The organism is Conyzicola sp., assembly GCF_057073975.1.
In genome coordinates this window covers 1-18,560 of record NZ_JBXMIS010000137.1, presented here as the reverse complement: position 1 = coordinate 18,560, position 18,560 = coordinate 1, and the positions used below count along the sequence as shown (strand labels likewise).

The window sequence follows — 18,560 nt, the reverse complement described above, 5'->3', positions numbered from 1 at the left end:
AGCAGCTTCGTGGTTGCACCGGATCGGTCGCCGCGCAGGGCGTCGATCCAGAGTCCAGACAGGGTGGCATTGGAGGTGCGGGCGACGAACTCTGGGGACAGGTCGGCCTGCAGGGCCGCGGCCTCGTCGACCTTGCCCTGCTGGGCGAGCGTGAGGGCGAGCATGGCCTTCGCCTGGTCTCGATAGGCGATCGGGCCACGCGCCTGTGCGCCGCTGACGACATCCGCGAACCATCTCGCTGCGGAGTTGAGGCGCCCCTTCGCCAGGAAGCAGCGTCCTAGTGTGAGCTCGTCATAGCGAATCGACGACTCGTCGTCGTGGGCTATGGCGTCGTGCATCGAGGCGATGGCCGTGCGCTGTGCCTCTGCCGTGGCACCGGACTGCAGCAGCACCGTTGCGAGCACCATCTGGGCCCGTCGAAGGGCGAAGGCCGGTCGGCGCGCGGATTCCGCGTGCGCGACGGCGCGACGGGCTGCGGCGATGGCCTCGTCGGACTTGCCGAGGGCAGAAAGCGGGAGGGCGGTCGAGAGCGAGAGGATCGCCTCGCGCTCCTCCTCTGAATCGGTCTGGGGTGAGGCGGAGACGAGCTCACCGGCCGCGAGCTCTGCCTCCTCGAGGTTGAGAAGCAGCACGGCGCGGGCGAGCGCGAGGGAGCGGGCAAGGATGGGGTGCCGCTTCGTCACCTCGTCGAGAACGGCGAGGCCGCGGGAGTTGCCGAGGGACTCGCCAGCGTAGGTGCTGGCCCGTGCCGCCGCGATGAGTCCGGAGAGCTGCACGGTGGTCGGATGCAGCTCGTCGTCTTTCGCCGCGTTCTCGAGCAGCTCGAGCGCCTCGCTGTTGCGACCGAGGGTCCACATCGCCTCGCCCTGCAGGAAGAGCATCTCTGCCGCGGGGGCACCGGCGGTGACCGCGGCCGCGGCGAGCCGGATGACGGCGGCGTGGTCCTGCGCGATGACGGCGAGGTGCGCGGCGCGGCTCAGCAGCTCCGGGTCGGACGGCTTGCCGCCGTCGAGGCGCCAGGTGGCGACGCGCAGCTCGTCGTCTGGGGTCATGGGGCGGGCGCTGACCCTGGCGGCCTGCTCCAGCAGGATGGAGATGACGCGCAAGCGGGACAACCCGGATCGCACCGCCGACTCGTACTGCGGGTGCGCCAATGAGATGAGCAGTCGACCCGACGTCTCCTCGACGACGGCGATGCCGGCGCTCTCTAGCGCCTCCACGTGCGAGGCCGCGTCGTCACCGGGCAGGTCGCCGAGCTCGACGGGCTGGCAGACCGCGAGGCAGTCGACGATGGTCTGCTCCTCGCGCTCGAGATGGCGAAGGCGCGACCGGATCAGGTCGTGAAGGGCCGGGGTTCCCAGCGGCTCCCCGATGAGCTGCCAGACTCCCTCGGCCAGCGTCAGCTGCTTGGCGGTGAGGGCGCCGAAGACGAGCTCGCGGAGGAACAGCGGGTTGCCGCCCGACGAGCGATGCAGCTCGACCGCGGTGCGGTGGGCGACCGGGCCGGCGAGAACCTCGCCGAGGACGACCTCGAACTCCTGCACGGTGAGCGGCGGCACGTCGATGCGCAGGGCGCTGTTGGCCGTCCACATCTCGAGGATCGGATCCGGCAGCGGCTCCCCGCTGCGCACGGTGGCGACCAGGTGGATGACGCCAGCGGCGAGCAGCTGCGTCATGAGCGCGAGAGAGAGCGAGTCGAGCAGCGAGAGGTCGTCGACCACCATGACCGTGCGACGTGTGCCAGCGAGCTCCAGCAGGGAGTTGCGGGCCTGTTCGAACAGGGCGACGGAGTCGTGGGCGGCCGCGTTGGCATCCAGTTCGGTGTCTCCGAGCGCGCTGCGAAGAGCACCGAGGGGGATGGCCGAGATAGCGCTGTTCGCCGTCACCGGGATGACGAGCCATTCCACGGAGCCGAGCACGGCGGTGGCCTCTGCCGCAAGACGGGTCTTGCCGACACCGGCCGGGCCGCACAGGATGACGGCCGACGCGGCTCGCGAACGCAGCGTCGCCGCGATGCGGTCGAGGAGTTCGGCACGGCCGACGAGCGGCCACGCGAGGGGCAGCACTGAATCGCCGTGCACTCTTGGCCCTCCTGTCGCCGCACCTGAGCATAGCTCTTGGGGTGCCGATCCTCGGAATGGACCGCTACCCAGGTAGTCGGGGCGACGACTGAGTAATGCCCCCCAGCAGTTGAGTAACGGCTGCCCATGACCGGTAAGGGCCGTTCCCGGAGTCTTGTGATGTGCACCGAAGCGTGCGCCCGCCTCGATGCGTCGGGGCGCCACTCACTCCAAGAAAGACAGACCGATGACCAGCATCCTCACCCCCGTCCGGATTCGCACCGGGCTCCGTCGAACCGCCGCCATTGCCGCGGTCTCCCTTGCCGTCCTCTTGCCGGCACTCGGCGCCGCGGGCGCTGCCCACGCCGATGAGGCCGTGGATGCCGCGACCCCGACCGAGCTCGTGCAGCCGGTTGAGGTCGTTGAGCCAGCCGACCTGACCGAGCCGACCGATCTCACCGAGCCGACCGATCTCAACGAGCCGGCAGACGCCATCGAGCCGACGACGCCCGTCGAGCCAGCCGAGGCACCAGACGACTCGTCGCCCCTCGCGCCTGTCGAGCCAGCCGAGGCCGCGAATGCGCCAGCCGAGCCGGCAGCGCAGCTCGCGTCACCGAACGCGCTCGACCCCGTCTCCATCACCGCGGTGAACGACTTCCGCACGACGAAGCTTGCTGGCACGTACGACTTCGTGCTTGAGAGCCTGTTCTACAACGACAGCGAGCAGAACGTCTCGCTGTACGACATCAACGACCCAACCGGCAAGATCTCTGTGGTCGGTCAGTGGCTGTCCTATGACATGACGGGCGCCTGCGTGTGCCCGATGCAGTTCCAGTACCGCTCGATCTCCGGCAGCACCATCTCCAACTGGGCAACGGTCTACATCGATGTCACGTCGACCCTCGAGCCCCCGCTCGCCTATTCAGACAGCTATGCAACCACGGCAGGCGTCTCCCTCAACATCATCGCCCCGGGCGTGCTCGCCAACGACGTCGTCGCGGCGAACGCCACCGTCTGGGCGCAGAGCGACCAGACCGGCGAGGTCTTCCTCTTCGGCAACGGCAACCTGCTCTACACCCCGCCGGCAGGCTTCACGGGGTCCAAGAAGTTCAAGTACCAGGTCAAGGACGACAACGGGTTCAGCTCCTGGGGCAACGTCACCATCACCGTGTCACCGGCGAGCAGCCCGACAAGCCCGGTCGCCTCGAACGACACGTACACGACGCCGATGAACACGAAGCTCGACGTTTCCTCGCCGGGCGTGCTCTCCAACGACTCCGGCGGCCAGGTCAACAGCATCTCCGGCTTCTACCCTGGTGTTGCAGCACTCGACCCCACCGGTGCCTTCTCCTACGACCCGCCCGTCGGCTTCACGGGAACGGTGGTTGTGAACTACACCACCATCCTGAACGGCCTCGAGAGCAACGTCGCCTCGATCACGGTGACGGTCACGGGCCCCGGCGGCTCTGTGCTCGTGCCAAGCGGTCCGCGCGACCCGGGGACCCCCGGTGGCGACCCCGGCCAGCCGGGTGGCACCGGCTCGACCGTGCCAGCTGGCACCACCACCGGAACGCTTGCCCACGCCGGCGCGACGACCGCCTGGCTCGTCACGCCCGCCGCAGGCGTTCTGCTGCTCGGCTGCCTCGTGCTCGGTTTCGCCGCGCACCGCCGCCGCACCTCCAACTGACCCACCCGTATCACCAACCACACCAATGAACAGACAAGAGAAGGAACACCGAAATGAACATCCTCAAGGGATTCAAGGACATGGCAGACATGCTCGTGGCAGCACCCGATCTCATCGAGTCGGCCAATGCGATGGGAGCGGAGGCGAAGCTCATGCAGCAGAACCAGGCCGCAGCCTCTGCACCCGTCGTCATCCAACCGCCGGCTGCCAGCCTCGTGCCGATCGCGGGGGTCGACCTCGACCTCTACGTGCGCATCTCGAAGGGCATCGCCGCCTACAACTACGACGCAGCTATGCTGCCGACCGTTGCGACCTCGTTCGGCATCTCGCAGGCCGACTGGACCATCGCGTCCGCTGGCTGGGCAACCCGCATCCAGACCGACGGCTCTGTCGGCGCCCGCTTCAACCAGCTCTACCTGGCTGCCTGAGATGGGGCTCATCAGCAGCTACGTCCGACTTGGCAAGCTCACCAACGAGATGCACAAGAACTCCGACGTCAAGGCAGACATGGCCACGATGCGATCGAAGATGGATGCCATGAAGACCTCCATGGCAGCGGCAAACGCTGCGCAGGCGGCTGCCTCCGCTCCGGCCGGCGGTGCCAATCGCGTGCAGGCCACCGCGACGGTCGTCTCGGCCCGCCCGGCCAACACGTGGGTGCAGGGCTCGCGGCTCGTCGAGATCGACCTCACGGTCAGCCTCCCCGGCGGCGCGCTCCTGCCGGCGACGCAGTCGGCGCTCGTGTCACCGCAGAACGAGTTCGCACTCCGCCCCGGTATCCAGCTGGCTGTGACCATCGACCCGCGTGACCCGTCGTCGGTGGCGATCACCTGGTAGCCGGGTCGCACGAGAGGGGGAGGGCCACACGGCCCTCCCCCTCTCTGCTCTCGTCGTGAGTCCCGTCGCCGCTCCAGCTACGGCCTCGGGTGCCGTGCTACAACTGGGTCCGCGAGCCCGTAGCTGGAGCCGCGGCGAATGGGTCAGATCTTGCGCAGCAGCACGCTCGACACCGAGTGGTCGGCGTCCTTGCGCAGCACGAGCGAGGCGCGTGCGCGCGTCGGCAGGATGTTCTCCACCAGGTTCGGCTCGTTGATCGTCGCCCAGATCGACCGGGCCTTGGCCCGCGCCTCGTCCTCGCTCAACGAGGCGAAGCGGTGGAAGTACGACTCGGGGTTGCTGAACGCGCCCCGCTGCAGGCTGAGGAAGCGCTCCTCGTACCAGGTGGCGATGTCGCTGGTTCTCGCATCCACGTAGATGGTGAAGTCGAACAGGTCGCCGACCGCGAGACGGTGGCCAGCGGATGCCGGCTGCAGCACATTGAGGCCCTCGACGATAAGAACGTCTGGGCGGTGAACAGAGATGGTCTCGCCGGGAACGATGTCGTAGTAGAGGTGGGAGTACGACTTCGCCGTCACCTCGGCAGCGCCGCTCTTGACCTGGCTGACGAAGCGAAGCAGCGCCCGGCGGTCGTATGACTCAGGAAACCCCTTGCGCTCCATGAGGCCGCGCCGCGCAAGCTCCGCGTTGGGCAGCAGGAACCCGTCGGTGGTGACGAGCTCGACGTGGGGAGTGCCGTCCCAGTGGCTCAGCAGTCGCTGGAGCAGACGGGCGATCGTCGACTTGCCGACGGCGACAGAGCCGGCGACGCCGATCACAAACGGTGTCGTGCCGGATGACGTGCCGAGATACTCCGTCGTCGACCGGTGCAGCTCCTTCGCCGCATTCACATACAGGCTGAGGAGGCCCGACAGCGGAAGGTAGACATCGCGCACCTCGCGGAGGTCCATGCGGTCGCCGAGGCCGGAGAGCTGGCTGATCTCCGTCTCGCTCAGGGGCGCCTCGGTTGCCGAGGCGAGCGCGGCCCAGTCGGCACGGTCAAGCTCGAGGAACGGAGTCAGGTTGCCGTTCTGAGTCGTCGAATCAGGCATCCCCAAAAGCCTACTGCCGCCCCGGCAGGGGCCACGGCGGCGGCAGACCGCTCGATGCAGGTAAAATCGTGTCTCATGTGCGGAATCGTGGGCTACGTCGGTGACAACAAGAGCATGAGTGTGCTCCTCGGCGGGCTCAAGCGCCTCGAGTACCGAGGCTATGACTCGGCCGGTGTGGCGGTCATCGACCGCGACGGCCACCTCGACTCGCGCAAGAAGGCCGGCAAGCTCCAGGCACTCGTCGACGAGATCGAGGCCGAGCCCATCGCCGACGGCGCGACAGGCATCGGCCATACCCGCTGGGCAACCCACGGCGGTCCGACCGACCGTAACGCGCACCCGCAGCTCGGTGACAACGGCAAGCTCGCCCTCATCCACAACGGCATCATCGAGAACTTCTTCGAACTGAAGGAGGAGCTGCTCGCCGACGGCGCCGTCTTCACCAGCGACACCGACTACGAGGTCGCCGCCCTGCTCGTCGGCAAGGCGTATGAAGAGACCAAGGACATCACCGAGGCGCTTCGCCAGGTGGTCGCTCGCCTTCACGGCGCATTCACCCTTCTCGTCATCCACGAGGACCAGCCCGGCGTCGTCGTCGGAGCCCGCCGCAACTCCCCGCTCGTCATCGGCCTCGGCGATGGGGAGAACTTCCTCGGATCCGACGTCGCAGCGTTCGTGGAGTTCACCAAGCGCGCCATGGAGATCGGGCAGGACCAGATCGTCACCATCCGCACCGATTCCGTCGAGGTCATCGACTTCGACGGCAACCCCGTCGAGGCGACGGAGTTCGAGGTCAACTGGGATGCCTCCGCCGCAGAGAAGGGCGGCTGGTCGAGCTTCATGGCCAAGGAGATCAGCGAGGAGCCAGAGGCGGTTGCGAAGACGCTGCTCGGCCGCGTTGTCGACAATGCCGTTCGCCTCACCGAGCTCGACGGCATCGGCGACGAGGCGCTCGCCGACATCGACAGGGTCATCATCATCGCCTGCGGCACGGCAGCCTACGCCGGCCAGCTCGGCAAGTACGCGATCGAGAAGTGGTCGCGCATCCCGGTCGACGTCGAGCTCTCGCACGAGTTCCGCTACCGCGACCCGATCCTCACCAACCGCACGCTCGTCGTCTCGATCAGCCAATCGGGCGAGACCATGGACACCCTGATGGCCGTCAAGTACGCCAAGGAGGCGGGAGCCCGCGTGCTCTCGATCTGCAACACCCAGGGTTCGACCATTCCCCGTGAGTCGGAGGCGGTCATCTACACGCACGCTGGCCCGGAGGTCGCCGTCGCGTCGACCAAGGCCTTCGTCGCCCAGGTCACCGCGCTCTACCTGCTCGGCCTGCACCTCGGCGGGGTTCGCGGAACGGTCAGCGCCGACGACATCAGCGCCAACACCGCAGAGCTGCTCGCGCTGCCGGAGAAGATCGACGAGGTGCTGCTCTCTGCTCCAGCCATCAAGCAGCTGGCGCACTGGATGACCGACACGCGTTCTGTCCTCTTCCTCGGTCGCAACGTCGGATTCCCCGTCGCGCTCGAGGGAGCCCTCAAGCTCAAGGAGCTTGCCTACATCCACGCAGAGGGCTTCGCGGCCGGCGAGCTCAAGCACGGCCCCATCGCGCTCATCGAGCCGGGCCAGATCGTCTTCGTCGTGGTTCCCAGCCCGCGCGACCCGCTGTCGCTGCACCCCAAGGTCGTCTCCAACATCCAGGAGATCCGTGCCAGAGGTGCTCGCGTCATCGCGATCGCAGAGAAGGGCGACGCGGCTGTGCTGCCCTTTGCCGACGAGGTCATTCCGATCCCGCTCGCAGGCAGCCTGTTCGAGCCCATCCTTGCCGTCGTGCCGCTGCACATCTTCGCGATGGAGCTTGCCGCTGCCAAGGGCCTCGATGTCGACCAGCCGCGCAACCTCGCCAAGTCCGTCACCGTGGAATAGAGCATGATCATCGGCATCGGTGTCGATGTGGTCGATCTGGCGCGCTTCGAGCGTGCCCTCGACCGCACCCCGGCGCTGACGGCGCGCCTCTTCACCGAGCGCGAGCAGAACGAGGCGGGCCGGGTGCTGTCCCTTCGCTCCCTCGCGGGACGGTTCGCTGCCAAGGAGGCGCTCATCAAGGCGCTCGGCGAGTCGACGGGAATCCGCTGGCACAACATGCAGGTGATCTCCGACGATCACGGCAACCCGGGGTTCGAGCTCGACGGACCAGCCGCCGAGGTCGCCGCGCGCCGGGGAGTCGGCTCTGTGCACCTGAGCATGAGCCACGATGCCGGTATCGCCATCGCCTACGTGGTGGCGGAGTCGTGAGCGCCATGCGCGAGGCTCTCGTCGACCTCGACGCGATCCGCTCCAACGTGTCGGCAATTCGTGCGGCGGCTGACGACCACCCCGCGATGGTCATCGTCAAGGCCGACGGCTACGGCCACGGTGCCGTGCCATCGGCACGGGCAGCACTGGATGCCGGCGCGGCCTGGCTCGGCGTCGTCGACCTCGACGAGGCGCTCGCCCTGCGATCCGCCGGAATCACGGCACCCGTGCTCGCCTGGATCCACGACCCGACGGCCGACTTCGCGCTCGCGGTGCAGAGCGGCATCGACATCGGGGTGAACTACGCCGACCAGCTCGAACGGGTGGCGGCGACCGATGGGGTGCCCGTCATCCAGTTCAAGGTCGACACCGGCCTCGGTCGCAACGGTGTCGCCGAGAACGAGTGGGAGCAGGTCGTCGCCCGCGCGGCAGAGCTGGAGCGCCTCGGCCGCATTCGCGTTCGCGGCATCTTCAGCCACCTCGCCAATGCGGGCCCCGCCAACGACGCCGTGCAGCTCGAGCGCTTCGAACGGGCACTCGAGGTCGCGCGAGCAGCCGGCCTCACGCCAGAGCTGGTGCACCTCACGGCGACCGGCGGTTCGCTCGATCTGCCCGGCGCGCGGTTCGACCTCATTCGCATCGGAATCGGAGCCTACGGCCTCACCCCGTTCGAGCATGGAGAGCCCGTGCCTGTGACGCTGAGACCCGCGATGCGACTGAGCGCCAGCATCGTGTCGGTCAAGCGGGTTCCTGCCGGCAGCGGCGTCTCCTACGGCCACAGCTATGTGACCGAGGGGGAGACGACGCTGGCGCTCGTTCCGCTCGGATACGCCGACGGCGTGCCGCGGCACGCCTCTGGAACAGGACCGGTCTCGATCAACGGGGTCACCTACAGAGTCAGCGGCCGCATCGCGATGGACCAGTTCGTCGTCGACGTCGGCGACGCCGCAGTGACGGTCGGCGACCGCGCGGTGCTGTTCGGCGATCCGGCAACGGGCGTGCCGTCGGCCGACGACTGGGCGGCTGCGGCAGAGACCATCAACTACGAGATCGTCACCCGCATCGGCCAGAGGGTGACTCGCCGGTATCAGTCGTGACGCCCGTCGAACTGCGCCTAGACACACCGGAGGACATGGCCGCTCTCGGCGCACTCGTCGCCTCCCAGCTGCGTGCTGGCGATGCCGTCGCCCTCAACGGAGAGCTCGGCGCCGGCAAGACCACGTTCACCCGCGGACTCGGCGAGGCGCTTGGCGTTCGCGGCGCTGTCACGAGCCCGACATTCGTGCTGGCTCGCACGCATCCCCGCGCCTCCGGCGAGGCCCCGCTCGTGCACGTGGACGCCTACCGGCTCTCGAGCCCGCTCGAGCTCGACGACCTCGACATCGACTTCGACCGCTCCATCGTCGTTGTCGAGTGGGCGGCTGGCATGCTCGACGCGGTTGTCGAGGCCTGGCTCGAACTGCACATCGAGCGCCCGGTCGGAGGCCAGGTGGCGGGCGACTCCTTCGACGAGCCCGTCGAGCCGCGGATCGTGCGCATCACCGGCACCGGCGCGCGCTGGAGCGACCTAGGCTGGCTGCGTGCTTCTCGCGATTGACACCTCCGCCGGCATCGGCGTCGCCATCGTCGACCGCGACCGCGGAGTGCTCGCCGAACGCGCCTCTGCCGACACCCGCAGTCACGCAGAGCTCATCGGCGACTTCATCCTGCAGTGCCTCGACGAGTCGGGGGTGGCCGTTCGCGAGCTGTCTGGTGTCGTCGCGGGTATGGGTCCCGGTCCGTTCACGGGGCTGCGGGTCGGCATCGCCGCCGCCCGTGCCTTCGCGATCGGGGCGGCCAAACCCGTGATCCCCGTGGTCAGCCACGATGCCGTGGCCTTCGGCGAACCCGGCCCGGTGCTCGTCGTCACCGATGCTCGACGCCGCGAGGTCTACGTGAGCGCCTACGCCGCCGCCGATGAGCACGGCATTCCGGTGCGCGTGCACGGACCACGCCTGCTCAAACCGGATGCCGTTGTCACGCCAGACGGCTACCGCCGCCTCGATGCCGCAACCGTCTCCGCCGCCTCGCTCGGACTCCTCGCCGAGGCGATGTACGAGCACCACCGGCCCTTCGCCGCCGACGAGCCGCTCTACCTTCGGTCTCCCGACGTGACGCCGTCCGACGGACCGAAGCGGGTGTCCTGAGATGGGCTGGCAGCTTCGCGTCGCCACGCTCGACGACCTCGACGCGATCATGCGGCTGGAGACGGCCACGTTCGGCAACGACGCGTGGTCGCAGGCATCGATGCGCTCGGAGATCGCCAACCCGAGTGCCCGCTACTTCGTGGCGGAGCCGGTCGATCCGCCGCGCGAGGTGGTGGCCTACGGAGGAGTGCTGGCGCCGCGGCGTTCTGGCCAGGCCGACATCCAGACCATCGCGGTCGCGCCAGCGGCGCGGCGCACGGGACTCGGCCGCACCCTCATGGCGGCGCTGATCACCGAGGCGCGCACGCGCGGGGCTGAGGAGATCTTCCTCGAGGTGCGAGCCGACAACCCCGGTGCCAAGAACCTGTACGACTCTCTCGGGTTCGAGGCGATCGCCGTGCGACCCCGCTACTACCAGCCTGACAACGTCGACGCGATCGTGATGAGACTGACCGTGCCGCACCAGACCGAAGGCAGCAAATGACCTCCACCGCTCCGCTCGTGCTCGGCATCGAGACGAGCTGCGACGAGACCGGCGTCGGCATCGTGCGCGGCTCGACGCTGCTGGCGAACGTGATCGCGACGTCGATGGATGAGCACGCCCGCTACGGGGGCGTGGTGCCAGAGGTCGCAGCGAGGGCGCACGTCGAGGCCATCGGCCCGGCGCTGGAGCAGGCGCTCACCGATGCCGGCGTCGAGCTCTCCGACCTCGACGCGATAGCCGTCACGAGCGGGCCGGGCCTTGCCGGCGCTCTCATGGTCGGCGTCGCGGCAGCCAAGGCGCTTGCTGTGGCACTCGACAAGCCGCTGTATGCCGTCAACCATCTCGTCGGCCACGTCGGCGCCGACGTGCTGAGAGACGACGACAGCGAGATCTAGCTGCCGACCATCGCCCTGCTGGTCAGCGGCGGTCACACCTCGCTCCTGCTCGTGCGCGATCTCGTCTCCGATGTGGAGCTGCTCGGCGAGACCATCGACGACGCCGCAGGGGAGGCCTTCGACAAGGTCGCGCGCCTGCTCGGCCTTCCCTATCCCGGCGGGCCCCAGATCGACCGCGCGGCGATCGGCGGCGACCCGAGGGCGATCCGCTTCACCCGCGGGCTCAGCCTCCCGAAAGACATGGAGAAGCACCGCTACGACTTCTCCTTCTCTGGGCTGAAGACCGCTGTCGCGCGATGGGTCGAGCAGAGACGTGACTCCGGCGAGGAGCTGCCCATCGCGGATGTCGCGGCCAGCTTTCGCGAGTCGGTCGCCGACGTGCTGCTCACCAAGGCCATCGCGGCCTGCGCCGACTACGGCGTGCCGCGGCTACTGCTCGGCGGAGGCGTCGTCGCGAACGCGAGAGTGCGCGAGCTCGCCGCCGAACGGTGCGCGGCGGCGGGGGTGGAGCTGCGGGTTCCCCCTCTCTCGCTGTGCACCGACAACGGCGCCATGATCGCCGCCCTCGGCGCGCAGCTCGTCATGGCGGGTCACGCGCCGTCGACCCTCGGGTTCGGGGCGGATTCGACGCTGCCGGTCACCACCATCCAGGCGTGACCTGTCAACCGGGGGTTTGCCGGATTGACGCCCTCCACCGCCGGTGTCACGATGGCAGATGAATCCGACGAAGGAGTAGACGCCCATGGCCGATACAACCCCACCAACCCCTGAGCCAGCCGCATCAGAACCGGCCGCGGCAGCCCGCGCCGCAGAGCCGAATCCGGCTGTGGCCGCGGCGAGCCCGTACGCGCAGCAGCCATACGGCACGGCACCGGCGATGAACGTGCTCGCCATCGTCTCGCTCGTGTTGTCGGTCATCGGCATCAGCATCGCCGGTGCGATCACCGGGCACATCGCCCTCAAGCAGATCAAGGAGCGCGGTGAAGGCGGCTACGGCATCGCCCTTGCCGGCACGATCGTCGGCTGGATCGGCTGCGCCTTCTGGATCATCGGCTGGATCGTGGCGATCATCTGGGTTCTCGTTCTCGGCGGCACGCTCTGGACTATGAGCGAGATGCCCTACGACTACAGCTACTAGCATCCACTCACCAACGCGCCTCACGGTAGCGTTGGCTCACTGCACACGTATGACAATCCTCAGGAGATGCCATGGCTGAATCCAGCCCAGAAGTTCCCCCCGTCCCCGTTCCCCCAGTCGAGCCGACCCCGCGCGCCCCGCGTGCGAAGAAGCCAGCCGCCCCGAAGGCAGAGCAGACCGAGGCGACCGTCGTTCCGCCGATCGTCGACCTAGCTGGCACATCGAGCGCCCCGCCGTCGGCGCCTCCCGTGGAGAACCCCTACGTGCAGCCGAACCCCTATGCGCAAGGAGCTGCTGCTCCGAGCGGCCCGCCCGCCTACGCGGCGCAGCCGCAGAGCTATGGCACGCCTGGCCCGTCGAGCACCCTCGCGATCGTCTCGATGATCCTCGGCATCGTCGGCTTCGTCGGCAACAGCATCTTCGGCCTCGGCCTGCTGCCCGGCATCGCCGCGGTCGTCACCGGTCACATGGCCCAGAAGCGCCAGCCGCACGCCAAGGGGTTCTGGCTCACCGGCCTCATCCTCGGCTACATTGCGATTCTCGGCAGCCTTCTCATCGGCGGCTTCTGGATCGTCGTGTTCGCGATGTCTGCCTCTGACCCGTACTCGAGCTTCAGCTACTAGATCGACCTAGGCACGCTCGGCGAGAAGGGCAACCCGCTTCTCGCCGAGCCGTGTCACGATGAGCGTCGCACTCTCGGTGCCTTTGAGCGCGAGGCGCGTTCGCAGCACCGCCGGATCGACGTCGACACCGCGCTTCTTGATCTCCAGCACCCCGATGCCGCGGGCCCCCAGTTCCTTCTTCAGCGTCTTCTCGTCGAAGGGCAGCTGCTCGATCACCCGGAAGCAGCTCGCAAAGGGGCTATCCACCGCCTCGTGACTCGCGAGGTAGGCGATGCGAGGGTCGAGCATGTGGGCTCCCAGCGATCGCGCGAGGTCGCCGATCAGACGGGCGCGGATGACGGCGCCGTCGGGTTCGAGAACGTACTCGGCGATGTCGCCGGTCTCGGCATCCTCGCTGTCATGTGCGGCGGTGAGCTCTGCCATTCCGCTCGCGTCGATGACGAGAGCGGCGCGGCCGATGCCGGGTCGGGCAAGAGCTCCGAACCAGGTCGAGAGCTCGACCACATCGCCGCCGACGGAGACCCACTGCGCCTCGCAGCCATCGGGAATGAGGTCGCGGTCGATGCCGGGCCCGAGCTTCACGCCGACCGGGATTCGCGAGGCGATGCCGAAGGCGAAGTCGAGCGACGGCGACCAGTCGGCCGGGTCGTTGAGGCGGCGGGAGCTCGAGCGACGAGCAGGGTCGATGTAGGCGGCGTCGAACGCCCCAAGGTCGACCGTCGTTGCATCCTCGTTGACGACAGTCGCGTTCTGCCATGGGGCGAGGTTGTAGGCGGCCAGCGCCGCGGTGACCTCATCGCGCTCCACCGCGGTCACCTCGAGGTCGATCGCTGCCATCGCGAGTGCATCTGCGCCGATGCCGCAGCCGAGGTCGACGACCCTGGTGAGTCCGGCATCCCGGTAGCGTCCTGCGTGGAGGGCTGCGACACGCAGTCGGGTTGCCTGCTCCAGCCCCGCCGTCGTGAACAGCATGCGCTCGGCGAACGGGCCGAACTTGGCAACGGCCTTGCTTCGCAGTCGGGCCTGGTGGAGAACAGCTGCGACGAGCACGGGGGAGTGCCCCGCCTTGCGGAGGTCGGCGACCGAGCGCACCACGTCGGTTCCGGCGTGCCATGCGGGAAGCGAGTCGAGCAGCCGGAGGCCGTCGGGTGTGAGCAGTTCGCGCAGCTCTGAGGACTCCATCTGCCAACCGTAGCAATTGGCACTCACGTTGAATGAGTGCCAGCCCGTGGCTTATAGTTGCTCTTGGCACTCTCCCGGTGAGTCTGCCAATCGAAGTTTCGCAATCCAGAAAGAAGAGGTCAACCGTGTCGGTCTCCATCAAGCCGCTCGAGGATCGCATTGTCATCCAGCAGGTCGAAGCAGAAACGACGACCGCGTCCGGTCTTGTCATTCCTGACACCGCCAAGGAGAAGCCGCAGGAAGGCGACGTCGTCGCCGTCGGCCCCGGTCGCATCGATGACAACGGCAACCGCGTGCCCCTCGACATCGCCGTCGGCGACAAGGTCATCTACTCCAAGTACGGCGGAACCGAGGTGAAGTACGGCGGCGTCGACTACCTCGTGCTCTCTGCTCGCGACGTGCTCGCCGTGGTTGTGCGCTAGAACCACCACTTTTTGCCAGAAGGCCCCGCGGCTCTGCCACGGGGCCTTCTGCTGTTGCGGGGGAGCATAGGCTGTGGCAGGTGCCGCCGACCCCGCCTTCTGCCCAGCGCACCCTCGGCATCGGTGTTGCATTTGCCGTTAGCGCCTACGGCCTCTGGGGCTTTCTTCCCCTCTTCTTCCGTGCGCTCGAGCCGGCGGGAGCCCTCGAGATCGTCGCGTGGCGCATCGTGCTCTCTCTCGTGTTCTGCGCGCTGCTGCTCACGGTGCTGCGGGGCTGGGGAGCGCTCGTGGTCATCGTGCGCGACCGGCGCACGGTGCTCATCATGGGCGCGGCTGGTGCCCTCATCCTCGTCAACTGGCTCGTGTACGTGTTCGCGACCCTCAACGACCACGTCGTCGAGGCATCCCTCGGCTATTTCGCGAACCCGATCGTGACAGTGCTCCTCGGGGTGGTTGTTCTTCGAGAGCGACTTCGGCCGATGCAGTGGACCGCGATCGGCATCAGCGCGGTCGCGGTCGTCGTGCTCGCCGTCAACTACGGGCAGGTGCCGTGGATCGCGCTCGCCCTCGCCTTCTCCTTCGGCATCTATGGATTCATCAAGAAGCAGGTGGGAGGCCGCGTCGACGCCGTCAGCGGTCTGACCATCGAGACGGCATGGCTTGCTCCTGCGGCGGGCATCACGCTCGGAGTGATCGCGGCGAACGGCGACCTCGTTCTCGGCACCCAGGGTGGCATCCACACGGCCTTGCTGCTGAGCGCCGGAGCCGTGACCGCGGTGCCCCTTCTGCTGTTCGCGGCCGCCGCACGACGGATCCCGCTCGTCTACCTCGGGCTCTCGCAGTACCTCGCGCCCGTGCTGCAGTTCGTCATCGGCGTGTTCATCTTCCGTGAGGACATGCCGTTCGCGCGCTGGCTCGGCTTCGCCCTCGTCTGGGTTGCGCTCATCGTGCTGACGATCGACATGCTGCGCGCCAATCGAGCCCTTCGCCGCGCCTCGCTCCAGCCCCTGTAGCGCGCTAGGGTCTGAGAAGACCTCTTGTTAGTCGGAAGGACGCCCTGTGCCGCGCTTCGGCCCCGCTCTCACCACCGTGACGGCGCTCACCGTCCTCGTCGCCCTCTCCGGTTGCACCGCTGCTGAGCCGATCGATGCCTCGCCGTCGCCCTCTGCAACCTATGCGCCGACCGGCGACGGAGTGCTGCGCATCGGCACCGTGCTGCCGCCAGGCGCTCTCGCCCAGGTGGCCGGAGTCGAGATCGCGGTGCGAGAGATCAACGAGCAGGGTGGCCTCGACGGCGTGCCGGTGGAGGTCTTCCACCGCACCTCCGGCGACCCGGCGACCGATGCAGCCGAGGCGTCATTCGCTGCGCTCATCGAGCTCGGTGTCGATGTCGTCATCGGACCGTCGTCGACCGACATCGCCGAGCGACTGATCGGCCCGGCCACCGAGGCGGGCGTGCCGCTCATCTCGCCGTCGGCCACCGGGCTCGGCGCTCTGGACGACGAGGGCATGCTGTTCAGCGCTGCCGTCGCAGGCGGCGCGGAGTGGGCCGCTATCGCCGACGCGCTCGCCGGTGTCGATGCGTCATCCATCGCCTATCTGTCGACCGACGACTCGGCAGGAGCCGACGGCCTTGCGAGTCTCACCGCGGCCATGCCAGATACTGCCGCCGTGGAGTACGAGGCCGACTTCGGGGCCGAGGTCACCGATTTCGCCAGCATCGCCAAGAAGGCGGCAAAGGCCAAGCCGGATGCGGTCGTCATCTCGGCCGCGACCGCGCAGCAGGCGGTCGGCCTACTCTCAGCACTGTCTGCCGCGGGAATCGACGGCTCCCGCGTCTGGCTCGACGGCCGCACCACCCTCGACTACTCGACCACTCTCGCCGCGGGAGTGCTCGAGGGAGCCACCGGCATCGTCGCCGGTGGTGAGGTGGATGAGGCGTTCGCCCTTCGCCTTCGGCAGGCAGACCCGGCTGTCGGAGCAGACTCCGCGTTCGCCGCAGAGGCGTACGACGCCACGATCATGGCGGCGCTCGCGGTGCTCATCAGCGGGGACGACGGAGGCCCGGCGATCGCGCGCCACCTTCGCTCGATCTCGGTCGGCGGCATCCCGTGCACGAGCTTCGGCGAGTGCGCCTCGGTGCTCGCGACAGAACCCGACATCGACTACACCGGGCGCTCCGGGCCCGTCGACCTCTCTGAGAGCGGGGATGCCGCGGGCGGAACATTCACGATCGTCGCCTACGCGGCATCCAACAGCTTCGCTCCGTCGCGCACCGTCACGACCGGATAGCGCACGACGCAATCCGTCGGTTAAACGCCGAAAAGTTGCGCAAACGCACGCTTCGAGCGCCCCGTAGATAACGATTTCGCCGTGTTACAGGGCTGTAACACCCTCGTATTGTTTCTGAGCCTCAAGCCCCGTAACTTGGCAGAACAGGTGTGCACCAGCACGACTGTGTCTTAAACACAATCACTAGCAAGGAGCAACATGAGCGTATTCGCGAAGGCCTCGGCCTCCCGCTCACGGACCCTCAAGTCGGTACTCGGCGGCATTGCCGTCGTCAGCGTTTCCGCCATCGTTTTGGCTGGCTGCGCCCCGACCCCTGAGGCTGACGACAACGGCGGAGGATCCGTCGAGCGTGACCTCACCCTGAAGATCGGAACGGCTCTGCCGATCTCCGGCAACCTCGCATTCCTCGGCCCGCCCGAGATCGCAGGTGTTGGTCTTGCTGCAAAGCAGATCAACGAGGCCGACCTCGGCATCCAGATCGAGGTCACCTACGGCGACTCCGGCGACACAGACAACAAGGCATACGCGACCGAGGTCCCCCGTCTGCTGAGCGAGGGCGTCTCCGCCATCATCGGCGCGGCATCCTCCGGTACGTCCAAGCAGTTCATCGACGACGTCACGGGCGCTGGAGTCATCCAGTTCTCGCCGGCGAACACCTCGGCGGACTTCACGACGTGGGACGACAACGGCCTCTACTGGCGCACCGCCCCGTCTGACGTGCTGCAGGGCGAGGTTCTCGGTAACCTCATCGCTGCCGACGGCAACGAGACGCTCGGCATCATCTACCTCAACGACTCGTACGGCACCGGCCTCACCGAGTTCACCACGGAGGCCTTCGAGGGCGCCGGTGGCGAGGTTGTTGCTGCTGAGTCGTACAACACGGGCGACACCTCGTTCGATGCTCAGATCAGCTCGGTTCTTGCGGCCGACCCCGACGCGATTGCACTCATCGCGTTCGAGGAGACCAAGACGATCGTTCCTGGTCTTGCTGGCTTCCCGACCGACAAGCTCTACTTCGTCGACGGCAACCTGGCTGACTACTCGGCTGACTTCCCGGCCGGCACCCTCACGGGCGCTCAGGGAACGCTTCCGGGTCTCGACACCGCTACGCTCGGCTCCTTCACCGACGACCTGCAGGCATACGTTGCCGAGCAGGGCGACGCGGAGCTGAAGGACTACAGCTACGCAGCTGAGTCCTACGACGCCGTCGTTCTCCTCGCGCTCGCTGCTCTCGCAGCGAACTCGGTGGATGGCGCCGACATCGCGGCGAAGCTCCAGGAGGTCTCCGGTGGTTCTGGCGACGGCGAGAAGGCGACCAACTTCGCTGACGCTGCTCAGATCATCCTCGACGGTGGCGTTGTCGACTACGACGGCTTCTCCGGTCCGATCACGTTCGACGAGAACGGCGACCCGACCGAGGCGACCATCGGTATCTACACCTACAACGAAGACAACACCTACACCCGCACCGCTAACTAGTTAGCAGCTCGTAGGGAGAAGGGCCCCGGTTTCGGCCGGGGCCCTTTGTCGTGCGCCGCCCCAGCCCGTCTCCCGCATTGCGAACAGGGCGCGGGGGACGCCGAGAGCACCGGATGCTGCGCCAGGCAAAGAGAAAGCCCCGGGACGCATCACCGGGGCCTTCACATCGAGCGGAGCTGCTAGGCGACGTCCTCGCCGAGCGTTCCGAGGTAGAGCGAGATGACCTTGGGGTCGGTGAGCAGGTCGCGGCCGGGGCCCGTGTAGGCGTCGCGGCCCTGGTCGAGCACGTAGCCGCGGTCGCAGATCTGCAGGCAACGGCGAGCGTTCTGCTCGACCATGATGGTCGTGACGCCCGCCTTGTTGATCTCCGAGACGCGGATGAACGCCTC

Annotated in this window: 18 protein-coding genes and 2 pseudogenes; 16 read left to right on the top strand and 4 right to left on the bottom strand. The window is 67.8% G+C overall.

The features are described from left to right. On the bottom strand, positions 1–2,081 hold a 2,081-nt coding region (locus AC14A7_RS12475; RefSeq protein ID WP_484009518.1), incomplete at its 3' end, for an AAA family ATPase. A 226-nt stretch (positions 2,082–2,307) separates the two neighbouring features. Here AC14A7_RS12475 and AC14A7_RS12470 point away from each other — a divergent pair. The 3 genes from AC14A7_RS12470 to AC14A7_RS12460 are packed head-to-tail and all read left to right on the top strand — an operon-like array spanning position 2,308 to position 4,584. After that, complete coding sequence (locus AC14A7_RS12470) at positions 2,308–3,747, top strand: Ig-like domain-containing protein (RefSeq protein ID WP_484009516.1); 1,440 nt, start codon at positions 2,308–2,310, stop codon at positions 3,745–3,747. Between the two features lie 53 nt (positions 3,748–3,800). Further along, entirely contained in the window at positions 3,801–4,175 is a 375-nt protein-coding gene (locus AC14A7_RS12465; protein WP_484009514.1) for a hypothetical protein, read from the top strand. A gap of 1 nt (position 4,176) precedes the next feature. After that, positions 4,177–4,584, top strand: a complete 408-nt coding sequence (locus AC14A7_RS12460) for a hypothetical protein (protein ID WP_484009512.1) — start codon at positions 4,177–4,179, stop codon at positions 4,582–4,584. A gap of 143 nt (positions 4,585–4,727) precedes the next feature. Here AC14A7_RS12460 and coaA read toward each other — a convergent pair whose 3' ends face one another. Continuing rightward, complete coding sequence (gene coaA / locus AC14A7_RS12455) at positions 4,728–5,675, bottom strand: type I pantothenate kinase (protein ID WP_484009510.1); 948 nt, start codon at positions 5,673–5,675, stop codon at positions 4,728–4,730. Positions 5,676–5,750: 75 nt separating this feature from the next. On the opposite strand from coaA, the gene glmS reads away from it, so the two are divergent. The 9 genes and pseudogenes from glmS (at position 5,751) to AC14A7_RS12410 (ending at position 12,796) form a co-directional block, all read left to right on the top strand. Beyond that, positions 5,751–7,601: a glutamine--fructose-6-phosphate transaminase (isomerizing) gene (gene glmS, locus AC14A7_RS12450; protein ID WP_484009508.1), complete on the top strand. Its 1,851-nt coding sequence runs from the start codon at positions 5,751–5,753 to the stop codon at positions 7,599–7,601. 3 nt (positions 7,602–7,604) lie between these two features. After that, the gene (locus tag AC14A7_RS12445) at positions 7,605–7,970 is read left to right on the top strand and encodes a holo-ACP synthase (protein WP_484009507.1); all 366 of its coding nucleotides are present in this window, start codon (positions 7,605–7,607) and stop codon (positions 7,968–7,970) included. A 5-nt stretch (positions 7,971–7,975) separates the two neighbouring features. Further along, positions 7,976–9,067: an alanine racemase gene (gene alr / locus AC14A7_RS12440; RefSeq protein WP_484009520.1), complete on the top strand. Its 1,092-nt coding sequence runs from the start codon at positions 7,976–7,978 to the stop codon at positions 9,065–9,067. Continuing rightward, a complete protein-coding gene (gene tsaE, locus AC14A7_RS12435) occupies positions 9,064–9,567 on the top strand; it encodes a tRNA (adenosine(37)-N6)-threonylcarbamoyltransferase complex ATPase subunit type 1 TsaE (RefSeq protein WP_484009505.1) in 504 nt (167 codons plus the stop codon). Before alr ends, tsaE begins: the two co-directional genes overlap by 4 nt. Then, positions 9,551–10,156, top strand: a complete 606-nt coding sequence (gene tsaB / locus AC14A7_RS12430; protein WP_484009503.1) for a tRNA (adenosine(37)-N6)-threonylcarbamoyltransferase complex dimerization subunit type 1 TsaB — start codon at positions 9,551–9,553, stop codon at positions 10,154–10,156. Before tsaE ends, tsaB begins: the two co-directional genes overlap by 17 nt. A gap of 1 nt (position 10,157) precedes the next feature. Then, on the top strand, positions 10,158–10,640 hold the full coding sequence (gene rimI / locus AC14A7_RS12425) for a ribosomal protein S18-alanine N-acetyltransferase (protein ID WP_484009501.1): 483 nt from the start codon (positions 10,158–10,160) through the stop codon (positions 10,638–10,640). Beyond that, positions 10,637–11,692, top strand: a pseudogene (gene tsaD / locus AC14A7_RS12420) (tRNA (adenosine(37)-N6)-threonylcarbamoyltransferase complex transferase subunit TsaD). Before rimI ends, tsaD begins: the two are co-directional and overlap by 4 nt. 85 nt (positions 11,693–11,777) lie before the next feature. Then, on the top strand, positions 11,778–12,173 hold the full coding sequence (locus AC14A7_RS12415; protein ID WP_484009499.1) for a DUF4190 domain-containing protein: 396 nt from the start codon (positions 11,778–11,780) through the stop codon (positions 12,171–12,173). Between the two features lie 71 nt (positions 12,174–12,244). Further along, positions 12,245–12,796, top strand: a complete 552-nt coding sequence (locus AC14A7_RS12410; protein WP_484009497.1) for a DUF4190 domain-containing protein — start codon at positions 12,245–12,247, stop codon at positions 12,794–12,796. 6 nt (positions 12,797–12,802) lie between these two features. On the opposite strand, the gene AC14A7_RS12405 is transcribed toward AC14A7_RS12410, so the two are convergent. Next, positions 12,803–13,978, bottom strand: a complete 1,176-nt coding sequence (locus AC14A7_RS12405; RefSeq protein ID WP_484009495.1) for a THUMP-like domain-containing protein — start codon at positions 13,976–13,978, stop codon at positions 12,803–12,805. Between the two features lie 125 nt (positions 13,979–14,103). On the opposite strand from AC14A7_RS12405, the gene groES reads away from it, so the two are divergent. The 4 genes from groES to AC14A7_RS12385 all read left to right on the top strand — a co-directional run bounded on the left by groES (position 14,104) and on the right by AC14A7_RS12385 (position 18,171). Continuing rightward, positions 14,104–14,400, top strand: coding sequence for a co-chaperone GroES (gene groES, locus AC14A7_RS12400; RefSeq protein ID WP_484009493.1), 297 nt, complete (start codon positions 14,104–14,106; stop codon positions 14,398–14,400). An 80-nt stretch (positions 14,401–14,480) separates the two neighbouring features. Further along, positions 14,481–15,413 (top strand): EamA family transporter RarD, encoded by a 933-nt coding sequence (gene rarD / locus AC14A7_RS12395; protein ID WP_484009491.1) that lies wholly within the window; start codon positions 14,481–14,483, stop codon positions 15,411–15,413. 46 nt (positions 15,414–15,459) lie between these two features. Beyond that, entirely contained in the window at positions 15,460–16,692 is a 1,233-nt protein-coding gene (locus AC14A7_RS12390) for an ABC transporter substrate-binding protein (RefSeq protein ID WP_484009489.1), read from the top strand. A gap of 198 nt (positions 16,693–16,890) precedes the next feature. Continuing rightward, positions 16,891–18,171 (top strand): ABC transporter substrate-binding protein, encoded by a 1,281-nt coding sequence (locus tag AC14A7_RS12385; protein WP_484009487.1) that lies wholly within the window; start codon positions 16,891–16,893, stop codon positions 18,169–18,171. Positions 18,172–18,350: 179 nt separating this feature from the next. Here the strand turns inward: AC14A7_RS12385 and AC14A7_RS12380 are convergent. Then, positions 18,351–18,560: pseudogene (locus AC14A7_RS12380) on the bottom strand (ABC transporter ATP-binding protein); the annotation flags it as partial.